12 protein-coding genes are annotated in these 19,319 nt (G+C 46.6%); 5 read left to right on the top strand and 7 right to left on the bottom strand.

Features of this window, described 5'->3' with window-relative positions:
* Positions 1-118 precede the first annotated feature (118 nt).
* Positions 119-1,396: a serine hydrolase gene (locus QUA88_RS12295; RefSeq protein WP_333056406.1), complete on the bottom strand. Its 1,278-nt coding sequence runs from the start codon at positions 1,394-1,396 to the stop codon at positions 119-121.
* A 179-nt stretch (positions 1,397-1,575) separates the two neighbouring features.
* On the opposite strand from QUA88_RS12295, the gene QUA88_RS12290 reads away from it, so the two are divergent.
* Entirely contained in the window at positions 1,576-2,682 is a 1,107-nt protein-coding gene (locus QUA88_RS12290; RefSeq protein ID WP_333056404.1) for an N-acetylmuramoyl-L-alanine amidase-like domain-containing protein, read from the top strand.
* A gap of 282 nt (positions 2,683-2,964) precedes the next feature.
* On the opposite strand, the gene QUA88_RS12285 is transcribed toward QUA88_RS12290, so the two are convergent.
* On the bottom strand, positions 2,965-4,365 hold the full coding sequence (locus tag QUA88_RS12285; RefSeq protein ID WP_333056403.1) for a D-alanyl-D-alanine carboxypeptidase: 1,401 nt from the start codon (positions 4,363-4,365) through the stop codon (positions 2,965-2,967).
* A gap of 381 nt (positions 4,366-4,746) precedes the next feature.
* Complete coding sequence (locus QUA88_RS12280; protein WP_039886507.1) at positions 4,747-5,082, bottom strand: ribbon-helix-helix domain-containing protein; 336 nt, start codon at positions 5,080-5,082, stop codon at positions 4,747-4,749.
* Positions 5,083-5,654: 572 nt separating this feature from the next.
* Here QUA88_RS12280 and QUA88_RS12275 point away from each other — a divergent pair.
* Complete coding sequence (locus QUA88_RS12275) at positions 5,655-6,170, top strand: HNH endonuclease (RefSeq protein WP_333056402.1); 516 nt, start codon at positions 5,655-5,657, stop codon at positions 6,168-6,170.
* 160 nt (positions 6,171-6,330) lie between these two features.
* On the top strand, positions 6,331-6,729 hold the full coding sequence (locus QUA88_RS12270) for an alr0857 family protein (RefSeq protein WP_333207818.1): 399 nt from the start codon (positions 6,331-6,333) through the stop codon (positions 6,727-6,729).
* 110 nt (positions 6,730-6,839) lie between these two features.
* On the opposite strand, the gene QUA88_RS12265 is transcribed toward QUA88_RS12270, so the two are convergent.
* From QUA88_RS12265 to QUA88_RS12250, 4 genes are all read right to left on the bottom strand, one after another.
* Entirely contained in the window at positions 6,840-12,725 is a 5,886-nt protein-coding gene (locus QUA88_RS12265; RefSeq protein WP_333271894.1) for a CHAT domain-containing protein, read from the bottom strand.
* Between the two features lie 446 nt (positions 12,726-13,171).
* Positions 13,172-15,331: a ShlB/FhaC/HecB family hemolysin secretion/activation protein gene (locus tag QUA88_RS12260; protein ID WP_333056399.1), complete on the bottom strand. Its 2,160-nt coding sequence runs from the start codon at positions 15,329-15,331 to the stop codon at positions 13,172-13,174.
* Positions 15,332-15,409: 78 nt separating this feature from the next.
* Entirely contained in the window at positions 15,410-15,532 is a 123-nt protein-coding gene (locus QUA88_RS12255; RefSeq protein WP_333207822.1) for a hypothetical protein, read from the bottom strand.
* A 244-nt stretch (positions 15,533-15,776) separates the two neighbouring features.
* A complete protein-coding gene (locus tag QUA88_RS12250; protein ID WP_333056397.1) occupies positions 15,777-16,643 on the bottom strand; it encodes a DUF928 domain-containing protein in 867 nt (288 codons plus the stop codon).
* A gap of 407 nt (positions 16,644-17,050) precedes the next feature.
* Here QUA88_RS12250 and QUA88_RS12245 point away from each other — a divergent pair, with 407 nt between their 5' ends.
* Both QUA88_RS12245 and QUA88_RS12240 read left to right on the top strand, forming a co-directional pair.
* Positions 17,051-18,742, top strand: coding sequence for a transglutaminase domain-containing protein (locus QUA88_RS12245; RefSeq protein ID WP_333056422.1), 1,692 nt, complete (start codon positions 17,051-17,053; stop codon positions 18,740-18,742).
* A 108-nt stretch (positions 18,743-18,850) separates the two neighbouring features.
* The gene (locus QUA88_RS12240) at positions 18,851-18,991 is read left to right on the top strand and encodes a hypothetical protein (RefSeq protein ID WP_333056396.1); all 141 of its coding nucleotides are present in this window, start codon (positions 18,851-18,853) and stop codon (positions 18,989-18,991) included.
* Positions 18,992-19,319 lie beyond the last annotated feature (328 nt).

The following is a 19,319-nucleotide window of genomic DNA, read 5'->3' as shown; positions in this document are numbered from 1 at the left end:
ATACAGAGGAAGAGAACAGAGAGATGAATAATTCCGATGCTACCGGATTTGAGATCAACCATCATTCAGTTTTTCGACTAACAGTCAACACTCAACAGTCAACAGGCCCTACTCCATATCACTGCAAAGTGCTGGGGCCACGAGCATTTAGCCGATCGAAAACGTATCGGGAAATTGCCGGAAATGCTGTTTCGTCCTTGGAATAAGCCGGATCGTCTGCGAAAACAACTAAGATATAAATCGCGCGATCGTCTAAAGTTCTGACAAAGGCCGCTTCGCTGCGGGATTTGGAAGTATAGCCTACTTTGGAACCAAAATAAATATTAGTTGGTAAAGATTCGCCAAGAAATCCTTTTATCGAATTGCTAGGGTCATTTTTCCATGCCTTGGGGTCTAAGTCTCTAGTCAGCAAGTAAGCCATTTTGCGACTGGCGACGCTGGAAACGGCTTGCCTCGTATAGATTTCATATATTAATCTTGCCGCTTGGTCGGTAGTTACTTGATTGCGAATCGGCACAGAAGCATCGCCCCGCAATTGCAAGTCGCGACCGATTGGCCCTTCTTGTCTTAAATAGTATATGGGATAATTTTTGGTGCTTATACGAAGATCATTGTAGCCGGCGGACTGGAAAAATGTGTTAATTTGAGTGCGCTTTTTCAGCCAGGTTTGCAACTCTTCTCCTGCGAGCCTGCCGCCGGATTTTGTATCTGTGATTTTGTCTAAAATTCTGCTAGCAGCATCGTTGTTGGAGACGCGAATCATTTGTTCGAGGTCGTTTTTAAATGCAGATTCTCTTTGCGTAATGATGCCTTTTTCTATGGCTGAGTAAAAGGCGGCCATCCAAAATAACTTGGCAACGCTAGCGGGAAATCGGAGAGTTTGATTTTGATATCCGGCAAAGGTGTGACTTTGGGAATTGCTGACATCAAATAAGGTAATTGATAGCCGTTCTGCGGGCATTCCTTTGGTGGTTGCAATCTTCACAGCTTCATCAACAATCCCTTGCAATTCTTGAGAGTAAACTGGATTGGGAGGTGTTTTTATGTTGTAGCTAAAGGTAGGCTCGCTTTGACGATCGGCTAAATTTTCCGATGGTTCAATTGTCGGAGGCGAGAGTGTTTCTTGAGGCGAGACGGCCTGTTGAGCCAAGATGACTGGTGGTTCTGGGGCGCGGCGAATTCTGAACGGTATTGTGACAATCCAACCGATCGCGATCGCCCCGGCAATTAAACACAGGATGTTACGGTATTTTAAGCGAGAAAATTTCGTCCTGACTCGACGACGGGATTTGACAGGAGGCTGGCTGCTTTGGCGTCGTGGCCCGATTGCGCCTAGGGGCTCTATTGGGCGTCGGGGGGAAATTGGGCGGGGGCGGCGTCGGCGTTCTACTTGCATTACAGTTTTGTGCTATCAAACTCGCACGATCAGTTTATAATAGGGCGGCATCTAAATGACAAGTGTATCGATCTAGTCCGCTGTTGCCAATTTTATCGGTCTACTAGGCTGATTGAGAATTCTAGTAATTGTAAAATTTTCAGGATAGCACTGAGTTGAAGCAAAATCCTTGGAAAAACATGAAAAATTTTTGGAGTCTGGCTGTTTTGGGATTTGCGATCGTCGGCGTGAATAATTCTTTGATACCTGATGTTTGGGCATTTCAGTCTCAATCTACTACGGGATATGTTGTCGATCGACAGACAGCAGGACAGGGCGCGGATCTAGCGTTTTCCTTGACGGGAGAAAGCGAAAATCTGGAATTAACAAACAAGCCAACTGTTTCCAGTTTTCCGAGTATGTTGTGGGACTTCAACAATTTAGCGGAAATTTCCTATTCCGAATTGCTGAAACTGCTGGCGAGACGATCGGACTCCAATAATACCGAGAGAGAAACCGTTGCACAGCCTGAAGACATAGCACGTTTTGAAAAGGTTGTACAGTATGCAAAACAACAAAATTTGCACGATCGCTCGATGGGAGAAATCGTCCAGGCGATCGCCGATAACTTCCTAGGGAAGCCCTACGCCGCTGGCTTGCTGGACAAATCCGGCGAAGAAAAGTTGATCGTAACTTTGAATAAATTTGATTGCGTTTTATTTGTAGAAACCGTTTTGGCGATCGCCAGGGGCGTAGCAGTACAAGATTACGACTATCAAAACTTTGTAAATCGCATAGAAGAACAGCGGTATTTAAACGGTAAAATGAACGGTTATTGCAGCAGATTGCACTATTTTTCCGACTGGATTAACGACAATCAAAAACGGCAAACTGTGGAAAATATCACCGCCGAATTAGGCGGAGTGCCCATGAATAAAACACTAAATTTCATGAGTCAGCACCGCAGCAGTTACCCGCAAATGCTCAAAGACGAAGCAACTTATCAGTGCATAGTCAGCCAAGAAGCCGACTTAGCCAAAACTACTGTTAATTACATCCCCACAAATCGCATAAAAAGTGTTTATTCTCAGTTAAAACCAGGGGATATTGTAGCGGTAGCCACCGATGTTAAAGGATTGGATGTCACCCACACAGGTTTAGTCTACCGCAATGCGGACGGCAATATGGGTTTAATTCACGCTTCGCCGGCTGGGGAGGTAACAGTTGCTTACGACTTACAGAGATATATTAGCAGAGTCGAAAGTGCGATCGGCATAGTAGTCGCTAGGGCGAAAACACCTAATTAAATTAGTTTGTACTCCTAGGTTGCATCAGCTTGCATTATTTTAGCTGCCAATTCACAATTTCTGTACTGATATCAAATCCGGTAGCATCGTCCTGTATTCATCTCTGTATTCTCTCCCTCTGCGTTCTCTGCGCCCTCTGCGGTTAAATCATTCCGATGCAACCGGAAACGATATGACGCACCCTACCAAGTAGAGAAACCGGGTTTTTTGCCGAATTTGCGGATGGCAACCCGTCTTTTTGTAAAAAAACCCGGTTTCTGGGCCCCCATCGTCAGCCTCAAATCAATTGACAATTTCGCTGCGAGATACCTTACTCTTTCTAGCAGGATTTGGCGTTAATTCCGGCGGCGAAACTTGAACACTTCCCCACTCATTCAAAAAGCTTTTCAGCAAAACCTCTTGCTGAGTGCGAAATGTCTCGACATTTGCCCCTCCATTCATAATCACAAACCACACAGTTTCTTGTTTTTGAGTTGGCAAAGCTCCGCCCAAAGCGCTAACATTATCCAACGTGCCCGACTTGACCACTGCTAATTGGGGTAGCGGCCGTTCTGATAGTATTCCTTCATCTTTCCCAACTACAGTTAAGACATCAGCAATTGTCATGCTGTAAGGTTCAAGATAGCGTTCTAAAGCTATAAACAACGCGCAAGCAGCCCGGGGAGAAATGAGATTTTCTTCGCTCAATCCCGAACCGTTGACGAGTTGAATTTCTGCGGGAGGAACTCCGGTTGCTGCTGCTGCTTTTTGCGCGACTGTTTTAGCGCCACCGACAGTATCAGCTAGCATATCTGCCATGAGATTGTTGCTGTACTGATTCATTTTTTTGATCAGTTCAGCGAGGGGCAAAGAATAATGTTTGACTAAAGGCTGCACGTCATTGGGAGATGCTGACAAAACTTTTACAGAACCCTCAATTGCTATTTGGGGTTTCGGCGTATTTGGAGGCAGGGTTTGATACTGGGCGGCGGCTTCGCTGGGCCAGATTTGACTGTTCAATCCTTGTTTGAGCAATTCTCCCGATTTGAGGGGATCAAGTTCAAAGTTCATGTAAAACTTATCGACAATTATCAAATTGCCACTGACTCGCTTGATCCCTTTTTGACTTAAGGCGTTACCAAGGGCGATCGCCTCTTCCCAGACAAACAACGGATCGGCGTTTCCCTGTATAATTAAATCGCCTTTTAATACGCCGTTTTCAATTTTTCCAGTTGTACCAATTAAGGTAATAAATTGATGTTCCGGCCCGAATTGTTGCAGCGCTACGAGAGATGTTGCTACTTTGGTAATAGAAGCGGCTGACAGAGGAACGGTACCTTGATGATTGGCTAGCAAAGTATTGCCAGATTGCATCCAGACGCCTTGGTTTTCTTTGGCAAAACCTTGGGCGGCCAACTCGTTGAGATATTGCTGGATTTTGGTATTTGTGGGGGTTTCGGGATTGGTAGCAGAGACTATTAATGGCTGCTGAGGCTGACTTGGTTTAACCGGCGGCGGGGAGGATTCAGCTACAGGAGAGGGAGATGCAAGTTGAGCTGATTCAGTAGCGGCGCATCCGGCAATAATTGTGAGAAGGGCGATCGAACTCGCAGCAGTCAAGTAGCGGTTTTTCAGCATTACTTTAATTTTTTTCATCATAATGTACGATCGTCTGTTCGGCACGCCCGATGGAAAGTTTAGCATTCTTCTCGCGCGTGGGGCGAGCCTCCGGATCTGCATTACCAAACTCCCGAACCGCTAAAATTGCCTATCTTCTTCCTTCTCCATCTTTCTTCGCGCACTTCGCGTCTTCGCGGTTGGTTAAATAGAGATTGTTTAAAGACTGCGGAATTTTATACCAATAGTCCGGACTGTTTTTAGTTCGTAGTCTGAAACCCTCGATTTTTCGTTGGTATCTCGATTGCCTTGGAGCCGGGAAACCCTTATTCTACGGTTGGTAATCAAAAACTGTTTGAAGTATTGAAATCTAAAATCTAAAATCTAAAATCTAAAATAGTCTGATCTTCAGCGCCTGGGGCCTTCACCCCAGGCCGATCGCTCTCACAAATTTAAGGGTAAACTGGTTTATCCGGCCATACTCCCTATACTCAGCGGCACCATTTCGCCGTGCATCGTCAGGCCTAATAACATCGGGCCGCCCGGTCGGATCAACTCTCCTGTAAGCGCGCAGCGTTCCTCCTGCTGTGCTGTGGCATTAATGCTAGCTCGAATATCCGATCGAGAAAACATCTGCCGATACTCTCCAGACTTCTGCTGCACGTAATTCCAGAGCAAATCTCGAATTAAAGCTTGATAGCCTTGATTGCCCGCGAGCTCTTTAAGTCTCTCCTTGAGCTCTCTTTCGAGTCGAATGCTGGTGACTTCCATTTCGGTGGTTGAGGTTCTAGGTAGGGTATGCATAATTTTTTCTCCGTGACGGGTGGACATATGTGTAATATCAGTGTAGTATGTTTACAGCTAGATTGAAAGCCTCTTAACCACCTTCTGCCGACTTTGAAATTTCTCCCCACCTACTCCACCTATCAACTGAAGTGCGATCGCCCCACGGGTCGCTCAGAGTCGTCACGGCACGTCTTTAGCAATGGTTTTGCGACTGTTGCAGCGACTTCGTGGGCGGGCTTGGGCCTAATAAAACCTGGTTATAGTGGATTAGGACAAATTGCAGAAATTAATGACAACGAGGTAGACCGGGACGGTCTGCAAGTGGCACAGCCATATCGAGAGAGGCGAAGCGGGAGGTACAGCTAAACTACTGTACCAAGACAGGATGAAAATTTGCATGAAAGCAGTTTTTCTGGCCCCCGCTTCTCTCGTAAGAGAAGCGGGGGCATTTTGATTGGATATTTGAGAAATTCGATCGGCTTGGGGAACTGGGAAAAAACCAGATGTAGCCAATGCTGACGAAGCAAGCAAGATTCAAAATCTAAAATCTAAAATCTAAAATCCAAAATCCAAATGAGGAGGAGCAAGCCGTGACCGTAGTAACTGATGTATTGAGGCAATCTGTGGTGGTATTTTCTCAGAATTACCTACCGATGAGCCGTGTCAACATCAAACGGGCGATCGTACTGTTGGTAACAGGCAAGGCTGAACCTCTTGATTTTAGCATTGGCAACGGCTGGCTGGTACGATCGCCCAGCACCAGCATCCACGTACCCGAACAAATCCGCTTGACTTTTGGTAACAGGGAACGCCTGTGGAAAGTGCCCCCGGTCAATCGCCGGGAAGTTCTGCGCCGCGATGCTCATTCTTGCCAATACTGCGGTAGCAATCGGCATTTGACGCTGGATCACGTGATGCCTCGATCGAAGGGCGGCCCGCATACTTGGGACAATGTGGTGACGGCTTGCGAACGGTGCAACTCTCGTAAGGGCGATCGAACTCCCGTAGAAGCTGGAATGTCTCTGCGAACTAAGCCGAAAGCCCCCATACACCCCACTGTTGCTTTTGCCGAACTGTTTTGGCACGAATATCAAATAGGGGAATAGGGCATGGGAAGAATTTTAGATTTTAGATTTTAGATTTTAGATTTTAAATTGATGCGTAATGCTCATCTAAAATCTGCCCTAAATCCCAATTCCAAATTCCCGATCGCCAATTTTCAATTACCAATTTTTAACTTTCAATTCCAAATTTAGGGCTGTCAATATGCTGAAGTTGACTTACACTGAAACGGGCTTTAACCTCGAGCGTTTGGCTCAATCTCCCGAACAGTTAGTGGCGCTGCGAGTTGTGCTGGCTATGCGAGTTGGTCAAAGCATCAGCGTCGAACCGAGCACTGCGGCATTTTTGCTGCCCGCGAATTTGCCGGCGCTGTCTCTGTTGGAATCTGAGGCGCGCCGAAACGACAATGATGCGATCGAGCTTTGTGTTGCTGATGCTGACTTTGTAGAAGTGACTCTGCGCGGTACGTGGATTTCTGATGCGTCTGAGGGGGCCCAGGGCGTGTTTGCGACTGTGTTGGGCGATCGGGCAGAGCTCTTGCTGCTCAAACTCTGGCTGGAAACTCAGGCTGCTGCGGAGGTTGTCGGGGAAGTCGGCGATTAATATCGGATGTGGAAGGAAGAGGGAAGAAGGAATAGGGAAGAAGCAAGAAGGAAATATTTTCTTCATATCGCACTCCCCCACTTTCTCCCCCTCTCCCGCCAGAAGCGCACTCAATTCCATTCTCCTTGCAGCCCAAAAGCAGCCCAATAATAAGGAGATTGCCATTCTGGAAGCTGTAGCACTTCGATTTGCGCCGATCGCAATGCCGCAGCAGGCGCCAACTTATCTTGGAGCATTTTTTTGTAAAATCGTGTCATCAACTCAGAAGTTACTTGATCCTCAACACTCCACAGAGAAACCACCACACGCGGCGCACCCGCATACATAAACCCTCTCGTCAAACCCACCAACCCTTCTCCTTTAACATCTTTTCCCAAACCCGTCTGACACGCACTCAGCACCACCAATTCAGCCGGTAAATTGAGATTAAAAATATCATTCAGTCGCAAGTAGCCATTTTGTAACGTACCTTTCTCATCAACCAAAGAAAGCACCAATCCCGATAATTCTGGATGTTTGCTATTAGCAAATCCGTGCGTAGCGAAATGAACAATGCGATATTGAGATAAATCAGGATCGGTTGCCGTGGTACGATTAGCCATAAAGTCAAACGCTTGTTTTTCCAAATCATCCGGTACCAAAGCCAAGATTTGCTCAGCTTCAGTTCGCGAGAAAGGTAGGCGAGTCCAATAAATGTTAGCCTCAGAGGCTGATCTCTGTAATTGTTGCGCTTCCACTGGCAGATTTTCAACAGTTTGATTCTTCGCTACAGAGGATGTACTCGTGCCTTTGAGCCGTTCATCGTCAGTGCTAAAAACTGGATCTGCAAACAAGGCGATCGCCTTTGGAGCCGGTTCACGAGTCGCCATATCCCGCCGCAGAATTGCTAAAGTTGAAGCAGAAGGCAGATTAACAATTTCATGCTTAACTATTAGCGGCGCTTCAGATTTTTCCAGAGTAAGGGCGCCAAAAGGAATGTATTGCAAGGCTCCATCCGCAACAATTAGCAAGCGCTTGTTGCCCAACTCAGAAGCAACCGGAGCGAGGATCGTTTGGCTCAGAAGTGCAGCAGATTCGGCAACCATTTGAGGAGAGGTTCTCGTGGTGGCTTTGGTTAAAGTATCGCGAAAATTCTTAGCCGTGGCTTCAATCTCGGTGCGAGAAGGGAGTTCGTAACTGGTGAAAGAAGTTTTTGTCACCGCCCACAAATAACTGCGCTCCTCACCCAGAGAATATTCTAAAAGTAGCGTATTTTCATCGAGTACCTGTTGTTGAATTTGTGACAATTTGAGAGGTTCGGGATATTTGAGGGCAGCGTAACGAGGACTGCTGGCGCGAATTTGAGCTTCTATTTGAGCAAGTTCCTTGAGAATCGTATCGATTTTTTGTTGAATTTCATTCACAGCTTCTTGGGTAGATTTAGCGATGACAATTTGGTATTTGCGAGTCTGAAAATCACTAAGTTGTTGTTGCAAATTTTGTTCTTGGGCTAGCAGTTGCGAGTCAACACCTTGGCGAATATTTGCGCTCGCTTCGCTAAGGAGTTCAAGCAGACTGCGGGCACGGGCACGTTCGCTAGCATGAAAGGCTTGTGCGTCGTAACCTTTATCGGGATTTTTCAGGTGCAGTTGCATCAACAAATCGATGTAAAACTGGTAATAATCTTGGTTGCGGGCAAAGTAAGACTGCCGCAGTTCTTGGCTACCGATTTGAGTGCGGAGGTTTTCAATAATATTAATTGCGGTTTCGATTTCGGTTTGGGCAACTGTGAGGTTATTTTGTTGGCGGTTTAAGATGGCTTGATTGTAGATGATGTGCGCTTCTTCTGTTTTGTAACCGAGTTGTTGGGATAGAGATAAAGCTTGGTTATAGTTTTCAATGGCGGTAGAACTTTGCCCCAAAGCAGCTTGTATTTTCCCCAGTTGATTGAGGACTGTGGTTTCTTTTACTTTGTCGTTTAAGTGTCGGGAGATGCTCAGGGCTTGGTTGTACGCATTCAGGGCAGTTGACCATTCTTTTGAAGCGATGTAGGTGCTACCAATGCCAGCTAAGGCAGTAGCTTCTACTGCTAAATTACCTGCGGGTCGAGAGATGACTAGGGCTTTGTTGTAGGAGTCTAGGGCATTTTTCCAGTTTCCTGTAGCAGCGTGAATATTACCAATGTTGTTGAGGGTGTTGGCGACTGTCGCTTGGTCATTTAATTGATAAAATAAGGGCAACGCTTGGTTATAGTAATCCAGGGCTGTTTTCGGGTCAGCTAAATCAGTGTAAAGTTGACCGAGACTGTTGAGTAGGGCTGCTTGTTCTGTTTTAGCACCTGCTTGTTTTGATAATGGCAACGCTTGATTGTACGAGTCTAAGGCAGATTGAAATTGTCCGAAATTGACGTAAATCTTACCAATGGATAAGAGAGTCTGTGCAGCTTGGGCGTAGTTTCGCTCTGCACGATAGAGTGCGAGGGCTTCTTCTAACTTTTGAAGTGCGAGTTGTCTAGATTCGGCGGTTTCTTGGCTAGACAGTTGATTTCCTCTGAAAAATGCGACTTCAGCCGCAGAAACTTTGATTCCTGTGGCAATATCCCAGACACGGGCGGTTCTATCCCGACTCGCCGTCAGAATTTGGCGACCATCTGGGCTAAATACGGCACTTTCGACACTATCCTCATGTCCCCGGAAGATTGCTAACAAATTGCCTTGGTTATCCCACAGGCGGGCGGTTTTATCCTCACTAGCGGTGAGAATTTGGCGACCATCAGGACTAAATACGGCGGTGTTGACAGAACTGTCATGATCTCGGAATATGGCTAACAGATTGCCTTTGATATCCCATAGCCGGGAGAGTCTATCCCCACTGGTGATTAAAATTTGCCGACCATCCGGGCTAAATACGACGCTGCTGCTAGAACTAGAGCCTTTCTCTACATCCTTCTGCCCCCGAAACTCTGCTAGGAGATTGCCTTGGGTATCCCACAGACGAGCATACCCGTGGGAATCATTGCCGAGGGTAAGGATTTGCCGGCCATCGGGGGTAAAGATGGCATTATCAACCCACTCATGCCCCCGAAACTCTGCTAGGAGATTACCTTGGGTATCCCACAGACGGGCGGTTTTATCCGAACTGCTGGTCAGGATTTGAGTTCCATCTGGACTAAAGACTAGGGTGTTGACTTGATACTCATGCCCCCGAAACTCAGTCAGGAGATTTCCTTTGGTATCCCACAGACGGGCGGTACTATCTATACTAGCAGTGAGAATTTGATTCCCATCTGGGCTAAATACTGCCCTTGTAACAGAACCCTTGTGTCCTTGGAATTTTGCCAGGATATTACCTTTGATATCCCACAAGTAGGCAGTTTCATCACCCACTGCAAGGATATGTCCGCTATCGGGGCTAAATACAGGTCTGGAGAGTCTTTCTTGAGGGACTTGAAACTCGGTTAGAAGATTGCCTTTGGTATCCCACAGGTGAACCATTTTCTCGGTCGTGGTAAGAATATGGCGACCATCAGGGCTAAATACGGCACGCTGGACTTCGTTGTTCTCCTGTAACTCTGCCAGTTGAGCGTTATTTTTGGACAAGCTTTCCTGAAAAATTTGTAGGGCAGCCATTTGCTCGGCTTGGGCAGTAATTGCCACTGACACATCCCACAACCGGGCAGTGCCTTCATTACCAGCAGTGAGAATTTGCCGACCATCTGGGCTAAAGACTGCACTGTGAATGACACCTTCATGTCCCCGGAACTCTGCTAAGAGATTACCTTTGGTATCCCACAGACGGGCGATTCCAGGGCCGAAAGTCTCACTGCTAGTCGTGAGAATTTGCCGACCATCGGGGCTAAAAATTGCACTTCCAAGATGTGTTTCATCTGCCCGAAACTCTGCTAAGAGATTGCCTTTGAGATCCCACAGACGAGCAGTATCATGTAAACTCTCAGTCAGAATTTGACTTCCATCAGGACTAAATACAGCACTTTCGAGTCTTTCCTTATGCCCTCGGAACTCGGCAAGGAGATTACCTTTAAGATCCCACAAACGGGCAGTTTCATCATCACTTGCTGTCAAAAATTGACGACCATCGGGGCTAAAAACGACACTTTTGACGGCCTTCTCATGTCCGAGTGGGAATTCGGCTAAGAGATTACCTTTGGTATCCCACAATCGGGCAATTTTATCCTCACTGGCGGTGAGAATTTGGCTACTATCGGGACTAAATGTTGCACTGTTAACCATCCACTGCCGTTCTTCTATGTCCTCAACTTTCCTGGGTACCCGCAACTCAGTGAGGAGATTACCTTGGCTATCCCACAAGCTAACCGGATAGCACTGACAATCGGTGGGGAGGATTTTGCTACCATCCGGGCTAAATACTGCATTGATGTGACTGCCCCCTTGCAATTCCGAGAAGGGAACATCTTGAGGATTCCACACACGAATCTTCTCGCTGATGTGACTGTCCCCCCGAAATTCAGAGAGGGGATTGCCTGTGATGTCCCACAAACGGATATTCTCACCATTGGTGGTGAGGATTTGCCGGCCATCTGGGCTAAATATGGCTCGATAGACGCCTTCTTCATGTCCTTTAAACTCTGCCAGGAGATTGCCTTTAAGATCCCATAATCGTGCCGTTTCATCTCGACTGGCGGTGAGAATTTGCCGGCCATCGGGACTAAAGACAGCACTGCTAACCAAACTTTCATGTCCCCGAAATATTGCCAGTTGAGCATTATTTTCAGACACACTTTCTAGAAGGGTTTCCCTAGCCACTATTTGCTCAGATTCAGCAGCAATTGAGGCTGAAACGTCCCACAAACGAGGCACGCGATCCCACCCGAAGGTGAGGATTTGCTTACCGTCTGGACTAAATACTGCACTCACTGCACTCTCATGTCCCCGCAACTTTGCTTTGAGATTGCCTTTGGTATCCCAAATTTGAGCAGTTCCATCTCGACTACTGGTTAGAATATGCCGGCCATCGGGGCTAAATCCTTGTACACCCCAGCGATAAACTTTATGTCCCTGGAATTCTGCTAAAAGATTGGCTTTAGTATCCCAAACCCTGGCTGTATCGCTACTAGCGGTGAGGATTTGCCGACCATCGGGACTAAATTCTGCACTGTAAACCGACTCTTTATGCCCCTGAAACACGGCTAACCCATTACCTTGGGTATCCCACAGACGGGCAGTTTTATCTGCACTAGCCGTGAGGATTTGGCTACCATCGGGACTAAATTTTGCATTAATGACACTATCCTTATGCCCTTGAAACTCTTTGAGAAGATTTCCGTTGATATCCCACAAGTAAACAATTCCATGGGAATCGACAGAAAGGATTTGGCGACCATCCGGGCTAAATACAGCTTTTGAGGAGACTAATCCGCCACTTGTTATCTTTTGATGACCTTGGAACTCAGCGAGGAGATTGCCGTTGATATCCCACAAATGAAATTTATCCCTAAAACCGGCTCGCTCGGAAAACCGACTAATGGTGAGAATTTGCCGGCTATTTGGACTAAATACGGCATTTATGACTTTATCGCCATTCTCAACCCCTCGGAACTCTTTGAGGAGATTGCCTTTGAGATCCCACAGGCGGATGGCTTCATACTCAGTAATGGTCAGAATGTGCTGGCTATCGGGGCTAAAGATAGCACGTCTGACTTCTTTGTCATGACCTCGAAATACCGTTAAATGATTGCCATTAAGATCCCATAGACGGGCAGTTTCATCCTCACTCGCCGTCAAAATTTTACTGCCATCGGGGCTAAAGACAGCACTGGTGAGATCCGCCTCATGTCCTAAAAACACGGCGAGTTGTCCAGCAAATGCTTGTACTGGTTGTTTTATTCCTGATGGGTTAAGGTTTTCTGTTGTTGATGACTGAGACACTCTGGTAGTTCTGGGTTGGCCGCTGATGGGGATGCTGTAGGTGGTAGCGAATACAACTCCTATCACCAGAGGGAGACAGCGATGCACTTTTCGGTATTTATCTGGCAGCATAATTGTTTTTTGGGAGAGTTAAGAATTGGGAGAGGGGGGTCAACTAAACCTTTCTCTAGCGAATCCGTAAAAGCCAAAAGCTATAGTTTCTTTTTGGATAGGCAAATCTGCTTAGCGTTGGCTCATTTTTTACCGAGGTGATTAAAATTAAGATTGGCTGGGCGTTAGTTGTCAAAAAAAAATATTTATGTTAAAGAGAAACTCTATCATTTTTTATAATCTTTGTCTGTCATTGGCTGCGTCAACGGTGAGGAAAAGACTTTAAGGGATGTAACTTGAATCGGCGGCGGGGCGTTGGCTCGTCGATGTTATTATCTTTTGACCCACATCTGCGGAATGTGGGTTTTATGAACAGGCAAGATGCCTGTTCCACAAGAAAATTTATATTTTGTGGAACAGGCATCTTGCCTGTTGCTGACAATGATGCCAGATATCAGTAAGTCCCTTTAGGGTGTATAAATTATATTGAAGTAAATGCCGTTATCTTGCAGATTGTCGCCTTTATCGCTAATTCTCACCAAAGGAAAAGCGTAATCTACTCGCAGGTTCACCCGCTGTATTGGTTCCCAGATTACCCCCAAACCCAGACCTGCTAAAAATGTCTGATTGGTTAATGTATTAGGATTGTTCGCAACGTTCCATACGGTACCCGCATCCAAAAAAGGAGCCAATTGAAGTTTGGGATTTCCCGAAGCATCGCGTTGTAAAGTAATCCGATCTTCGATGGAAACTCTGAAGCCGTTATCACCAGAACGGACGTTTTGGCGATAGCCGCGCAAAGATTGTCCGCCGCCAATTACAAATTGCTGGGAAGGCAACAAACTATTAGCTGACAACTGTAAGTCTGCCTGCAAAATTAATAAATGTTTGTCATTCAATCGCTGTACTCGCTGCACTTGACCCAGCCAACTCAAAAATTGTCCGTCGGGATCGGAACCTTCGTTTTGAGTAGCATCAAACAAGCTAGTGCCGATTGTAAATTGCGATCGCACGGCCCAAGCACCCTGCGGGTCGCGCCGAATGTAGTCCTGTCCCAGCTTAATTGCACTCGTAGTGCTGACACCATTGGAGTCCGGGCCGGTGCCAAAAGGAAACGGTTCGCCTTCGAGAAAAGTTCTGCCTGTCTGATAAGTAAAACCAGCAGATAAGGCAAATTCTTCGATCGGCGTTCTCCGCAGCGGCTGGCGGTAACTAACTTCAAATAAATGCGATTTTCCCGAAATGTCAAAACGGTTAAAAGGTGCTTGTACGATACTGTTGCGATTCGGTGCCGCCCTCAATTGCAAAGTGCCGTTCATCGCATTTAGCGGCACGCGATAGCTAAAATCAAACACGTCTGAATCGCCGAGCGATCGATAATAAGCTGCTGCCAGTTCGTCGCCATTTCCTGTTATATTGCGGTGCCGCAAACTAACTCCCAATCTTTCGGAACCGACACTGGGAGGCGAGTAATTGTCAATGCTGAAAGTAGGTTGAAATGGATTAGCTTCCGAGACTCGGACGATCAGAATGCTCTCGGCTTCATTATCCCCGGCCCGCAGACTGGCTTCTACATTGTCAAATAAAGGATCGACTCGCAGCAGCCGGAGTTGGTCTTCTAATAAAGCTGTGCTTAAAGGCCTTCCGGCACCGAGTCGAATCCGGCTGCGGATGTAACTTGGATTCAATCTTTTAGTTCCTTCTACCTCAATTCGGGCTAGCTTGCCTTCAATCACTTGAATTTGGACTACCCCTGCGGTGATAGTTTGGGGCGGCAAGACTGCTCTCGAAGTGATGTAGCCACGATTGAGGTAAATTTCGGTAATTTTGTCGGCGATTTGTTTGAGCTGTTCTAGGGTGGTAGAACGGCCTTCTAAGGGGTTGACTAAGGCATTAATTTCGTCTTGGCTTAAAATTGTGCTGCCAACTACTTGAATTTTCTGCACATCAATTGGTGTATTCGGCAGCGTTGGGGGAACTGGCGACGGAGACGGCGGCGCTACTGTGGGCGGTACTTGGGGAGGTTCTGGGGAAGGCTGCGGGGCCGGTTGCAGAAATCGATCGCGATTGGGATCTGGCTGAGTCGGCGGCGACGGTAACAGCGGATTTGGTACTAGATCGCGGTTTAAGTCGGGCGGGAGGTTTCCCGGTGGCGTCTGCGGGTTCTGGGCTAAAAAATTACAATCTAGCGGGTTCTGACATTGGCGATCGTTGTCAACCAGATTTGTTGCTTCGGGCAAGAAGCCCGTACCACAATCAATCAAACTGCTTGTGGAACAGGCTTCTTGGCTGTTCTGTGCCCGGTTCGATGGTCTTTCTGGTTCAGGGTTGGTCTCGATCGCATCGGGAAGCTGATTTAAGTTTGTTGCTGTTTCATCCTGCTTGATTTCTAGTTTTTGCAGTGCTAATACTTGATTGCCCGTATCTGCTGAGTTGTCAGCGGCGATCGGCAACTGAGAAATATCGTTTGTTTGGGATATAGCTTTATTGGCGTAAAAGCAAGCCATCGGGAGCGCTGTTAGAAGTGAAATCCCCAACCGAAATAGTGCAATATTTGCATTCGGGCGCATAATTAATAATTTCTCTAAAATAAGTTTGTCGGCTGCTTGACTATGCCAGTTTATCATTTAGTATTAGGCGAAATTTGACCATCAAAATTTCCACCGCCCGCCTTTCCAGATGCCAAAAGTCCGAACTGCCGATCGTTACAAAAATTTTAATTTATTTAGGACGATCGACCAAACAACCCGCAACAGGCAAAAATCATTTGGGGCGCTGCCAAATACCGCGATCGAAACCGAGCTTTTCGTACTTGCTGCACCCCTCATACTATTTTAGATTTTAGATTTTAGATTTTAGATTTGGCAATGACTCGCCCAAAAACGGATACCGTGCCCCGAATGTTCATCAGTGTAGATCCTAAAATTTTAGACTCCTGTTCCTGCTCCCAGATTCAATGCAGCAAGTAAATCTAAAATCTCAAATCTCAAATCTCAAATCGACTGACTTATGGGTATCAGGGTTTGGGGTACGGGCCTACCGCTGCATTCTTTGCGTGAAGCTGGTATCGAATTATTTTCTTGTGATAGGTGTTAACTCACTTGCGACTAAGGGTTCTTGGGCTATTTTGCCGAGTTCGACTGAATTCAAAACTGCTGACCATTTGATCGCTAAACTGGCATCGCTGGGAGACTGGATACGCAATTGAGCTAGAGTTGCCAGGTACTCGTACCAGAGATTTTGTTGGGCGAAGATGCTGAGCTTGGTGAGATCGGACGATCGATCCAACTCTGTTTTCACGGTTGGGGCGACTGCGGTGCGGTTGATCCACCCGGAAACGAGAACATCATCTTTTGTATTTTTTGGGTTGCATTTGATAGTAAAGTACCATTGATAGTTTTTGCCAACTTCCAAGGTTGGCGAGTTGTCGTCGGAGTCGAGGCTGACGCTAACTACACCTGCACGGCTAGTTACCATGCGAAAACTTTTTTTGTATAGTGTTTTGTCCCTTTCGTCTGCTAACTCAAACTGAACTGTTTTGTCTAGGGCTACGGGAAGGTAGTAGAAAAATGTTGGCTTTGCTGATATGGTTTGCCCCATAGTTGATTGGGGAATCAAGGCAGTTAAGGCAGTGGTGGCCGTGGGGCATTCTAAGCCACGGGTTCCTCCCCCTTCCCGCCTTCCGGGTACTCCGTCCTGTGGCGGTTGAAAGCTATTCCAGGCGGATCCCAATTGCTCGCTGTTGGGTCTACTTCCGCTTGCTTGGGCGGGTTGAACTGTTTGCCAGTTGAGGGGTAGCTGCGGTGGTGATGCGCGCTGGACAATGTTTGCGGGGCTGTTGAGAGCCTCTGCTGGTATTAAAAAACTACCGGCGGCCAGTGCCTTTAAAGACAGAATTAAGGAAAGAGCACTGATATTTAGAGCAGACTTCAAAGCCATGACGAACCTGCCTTCTGATGAACCTAGGAACTTTATCGCACGGTTTTATTCTATCCAAGGTTTTGACCGATATAGTAATCTGTTGTACTTAATTTATATCTTCAGGCAGATACGATTATTTGGGTCGCTCTGTTCAACATAGAATTCTCTGTCGCGTTTGTCAGTGGTAGCTTAGTAGTTATACTTACTTCCATTCACAGCAGCAGGTTGGGTTGAGCTTGTTAAACCCTAATATTCGGGGTGTTTTAACTCTAGCAAGAGGCTACAACGCGTCTTTTGGTAAAAACACCTGGTTGATGCGTCAGTCCTGGATATCAGGAAACTCGGCAATTTTGCTGGTGAACCTCAAGCGATCGGCTACAAGTTACAAATCAGTTTTTGTGTACAATACCGGCAAGAAATTTAGCATGAATCTCGATTCACCTGTTCTCTCGGACAAACAGCCTTCGGGGCTGCGGATGGTCAGACCCATCGGAGTCTTGGCACTGCACGGCATTGCTTTTTTAGGAAATAGGTTGTTCGCTGTCGATCGCGCCGAAGGGCTGCTATTGGAGATCGATCGAGAAAGTGACAACACTACTGTTTTGAATCCTTATCAAACGGCTAAGTTTGCCGGCGCAACGGGGCTGGCTATTTCGGAAGATACTCTCTGGTTTGCGCGGGATGAGGATATTTGTTGCTGTCGGGGCGCAATTCTGGACGGGGCGATCGCTGAACTCAAACCGGAACATTTTGTTTCGCTTTCTTATCCTGCTGACGGGATTGCTGTGTGGAAATCTACGCTTTATGTGACTTGCCAGAGATTGGGCTATATTCTGGTTTTTGACCTGAAAACTGGTCGGGAAATTACTCGGTTTTACGCCCCCGGTATTGGGGTAGAAAATATCACAGTCCGGGATGAGGAAATTTGGGTTTGCGACAAGACTGAGCAAACTGTTTACTGTTTGGAACGGGGAACTGGGGAGATTAAATTTAGTGTTTTGACTCCCTTTGAGTCGCCTTCGGGTTTGGCTTTTCACAAGGATTCCGAAACGGGGGAGGAGGTTCTGTACGTGGCTTATGCCGGGGATGAACTTTACATCCGGGATGACCCGAATTCGGAAGATCCTTTTCAGTTGACGAAGCGCGATCGCACTTTTATTCAGCCTTTGTCTTTTCACTACAATGAAGCCGATCGCTACGCTTTGTCAAACGGTTTTTTGATGGAAATGTCTTATGTGGAGGAACTGTCTCCTCTCGATGAGGTAGACATCGAAAATTTGGAGTGGCGGATTGCTTTGCCTTCGCAAACTCACCGGCAAAAGGTTAGGAAAATTACGCCGATTGGAATGCCTTTTACTGAGGAAATTCAGGAAGGGGAACGGGTGGCGGTGTTTAAGTTCGATCGGCTGCACCCTGGGGAACGCCGAATTTTTGGCTGGAAGGCTTTGTTAGAAGTTCGATCGATTAAGTATCAGTTGTCACCGAGGGATGTGGAAAAGATTCCGAAGCTGTCGCCGGAGTTTGCAGCTAAGTATTTGGTGGATAATGACAATTTGGCGATGGATACGGAAATTGTGCGATCGGCTGCTGTGGCTGCCATTGGCTCGGAAACTAACATTCTCAGGCAATTGCTGAGCATTCGTAATTTTGTTTACGATCAACTTTCTTACGGAATTAGGCCTCACATTGACACTCCCGATATTGTGCTGCGCCGTGGTATCGGTTCCTGCGGCGAATACGTGGGACTTTTGTTAGCTTTGGCTAGGTTAAACGGGATTGCTTGCCGCACGATCGGCCGCTACAAGTGCCCCGCTTTTGGTGACAGAAAAGGTGTGTCGCTGGAACCGGATTTCAATCACGTTTGGCTGGAGTTTTACATTCCGGGTTTTGGCTGGGTGCCGATGGAATCTAATCCTGATGATATTCAAGATAGAGGCCCTTATCCGTTGCGATTTTTTATGGGTTTGGCTTGGTATCACGTAGAAATTGGCAAGGGAATTCGGTTTCAAAGTCTCACTAGCGGCGGTCTTCCTTTAAATAAGGAGGAGGTTTCCGTGGGAAGTCTGGCAATTAATCATGTTAGGTTTACCATTTTGTCAGAGTTGCCAGCAGTTTGAAGGGAGTGTTAACAGTTAACAGTTAGCCGTCTAAATTCAACTGTTAATTGTTAACATTTTTCATCTAAAATCGAAAGTAGAAAATGTAAAATCAGAGGAAGAGGGGTTGTGGAATTTTCGATTGCTAATTTTCTCGTTTTAGTGGCCTTTGTACTACTGCTGACAGTGACTGGTGGGGTGGCTTATTTGACAGCGGTTGAGTGGCGCGATCGCAGGCGGTTAGATAAGGCTAAACGGAAAAAAAAGTAGCTCTTTGCTGTTGACAAAGTGCATTTTTTATGATAATAAACAAGGCGAGCGTGTTGGCTCGCCTTGTTTTGTGATTTGAGGTATTTTCACCGCAGATGATATCAAGTTTGGTAACATAAACGTTGTAGGTTCGTAGTGAGGACTTGAGTTTTCATACAAAACTATGATTCCTATCGTTTCCGGTTGGATCGGAAGGATTTAACCACAGAGAACGCAGAGAACACAGAGGGAGATAAGAGAGATGAATAATTCCGATGAAGCGTGGATTTGAGATCGCGGGCGTCCCGCCCGCGCCACAATAAACACACCACAATAAAGACAGATGAAA

The sequence above is a fragment of the Microcoleus sp. D3_18_C2 genome, assembly GCF_036702395.1.
In the GTDB taxonomy this organism is placed as follows: domain Bacteria; phylum Cyanobacteriota; class Cyanobacteriia; order Cyanobacteriales; family Microcoleaceae; genus Microcoleus.
This window is presented reverse-complemented; position numbering and strand designations above follow the sequence as displayed.

Excerpts from the sequence above, each read along its gene's own strand:
- QUA88_RS12290 (WP_333056404.1), top strand. The coding sequence starts at position 1,576 with ATGAAAAATTTTTGGAGTCTGGCTGTTTTGGGATTTGCGATCGTCGGC.
- QUA88_RS12265 (WP_333271894.1), bottom strand. The coding sequence starts at position 12,725 with ATGCTGCCAGATAAATACCGAAAAGTGCATCGCTGTCTCCCTCTGGTG.
- QUA88_RS12285 (WP_333056403.1), bottom strand. The coding sequence starts at position 4,365 with ATGCTAAACTTTCCATCGGGCGTGCCGAACAGACGATCGTACATTATG.
- QUA88_RS12245 (WP_333056422.1), top strand. The coding sequence starts at position 17,051 with ATGAATCTCGATTCACCTGTTCTCTCGGACAAACAGCCTTCGGGGCTG.
- QUA88_RS12295 (WP_333056406.1), bottom strand. The coding sequence starts at position 1,396 with ATGCAAGTAGAACGCCGACGCCGCCCCCGCCCAATTTCCCCCCGACGC.
- QUA88_RS12280 (WP_039886507.1), bottom strand. The coding sequence starts at position 5,082 with ATGCATACCCTACCTAGAACCTCAACCACCGAAATGGAAGTCACCAGC.
- QUA88_RS12260 (WP_333056399.1), bottom strand. The coding sequence starts at position 15,331 with ATGATAAACTGGCATAGTCAAGCAGCCGACAAACTTATTTTAGAGAAA.
- QUA88_RS12255 (WP_333207822.1), bottom strand. The coding sequence starts at position 15,532 with ATGAGGGGTGCAGCAAGTACGAAAAGCTCGGTTTCGATCGCGGTATTT.
- QUA88_RS12250 (WP_333056397.1), bottom strand. The coding sequence starts at position 16,643 with ATGGCTTTGAAGTCTGCTCTAAATATCAGTGCTCTTTCCTTAATTCTG.
- QUA88_RS12270 (WP_333207818.1), top strand. The coding sequence starts at position 6,331 with ATGCTGAAGTTGACTTACACTGAAACGGGCTTTAACCTCGAGCGTTTG.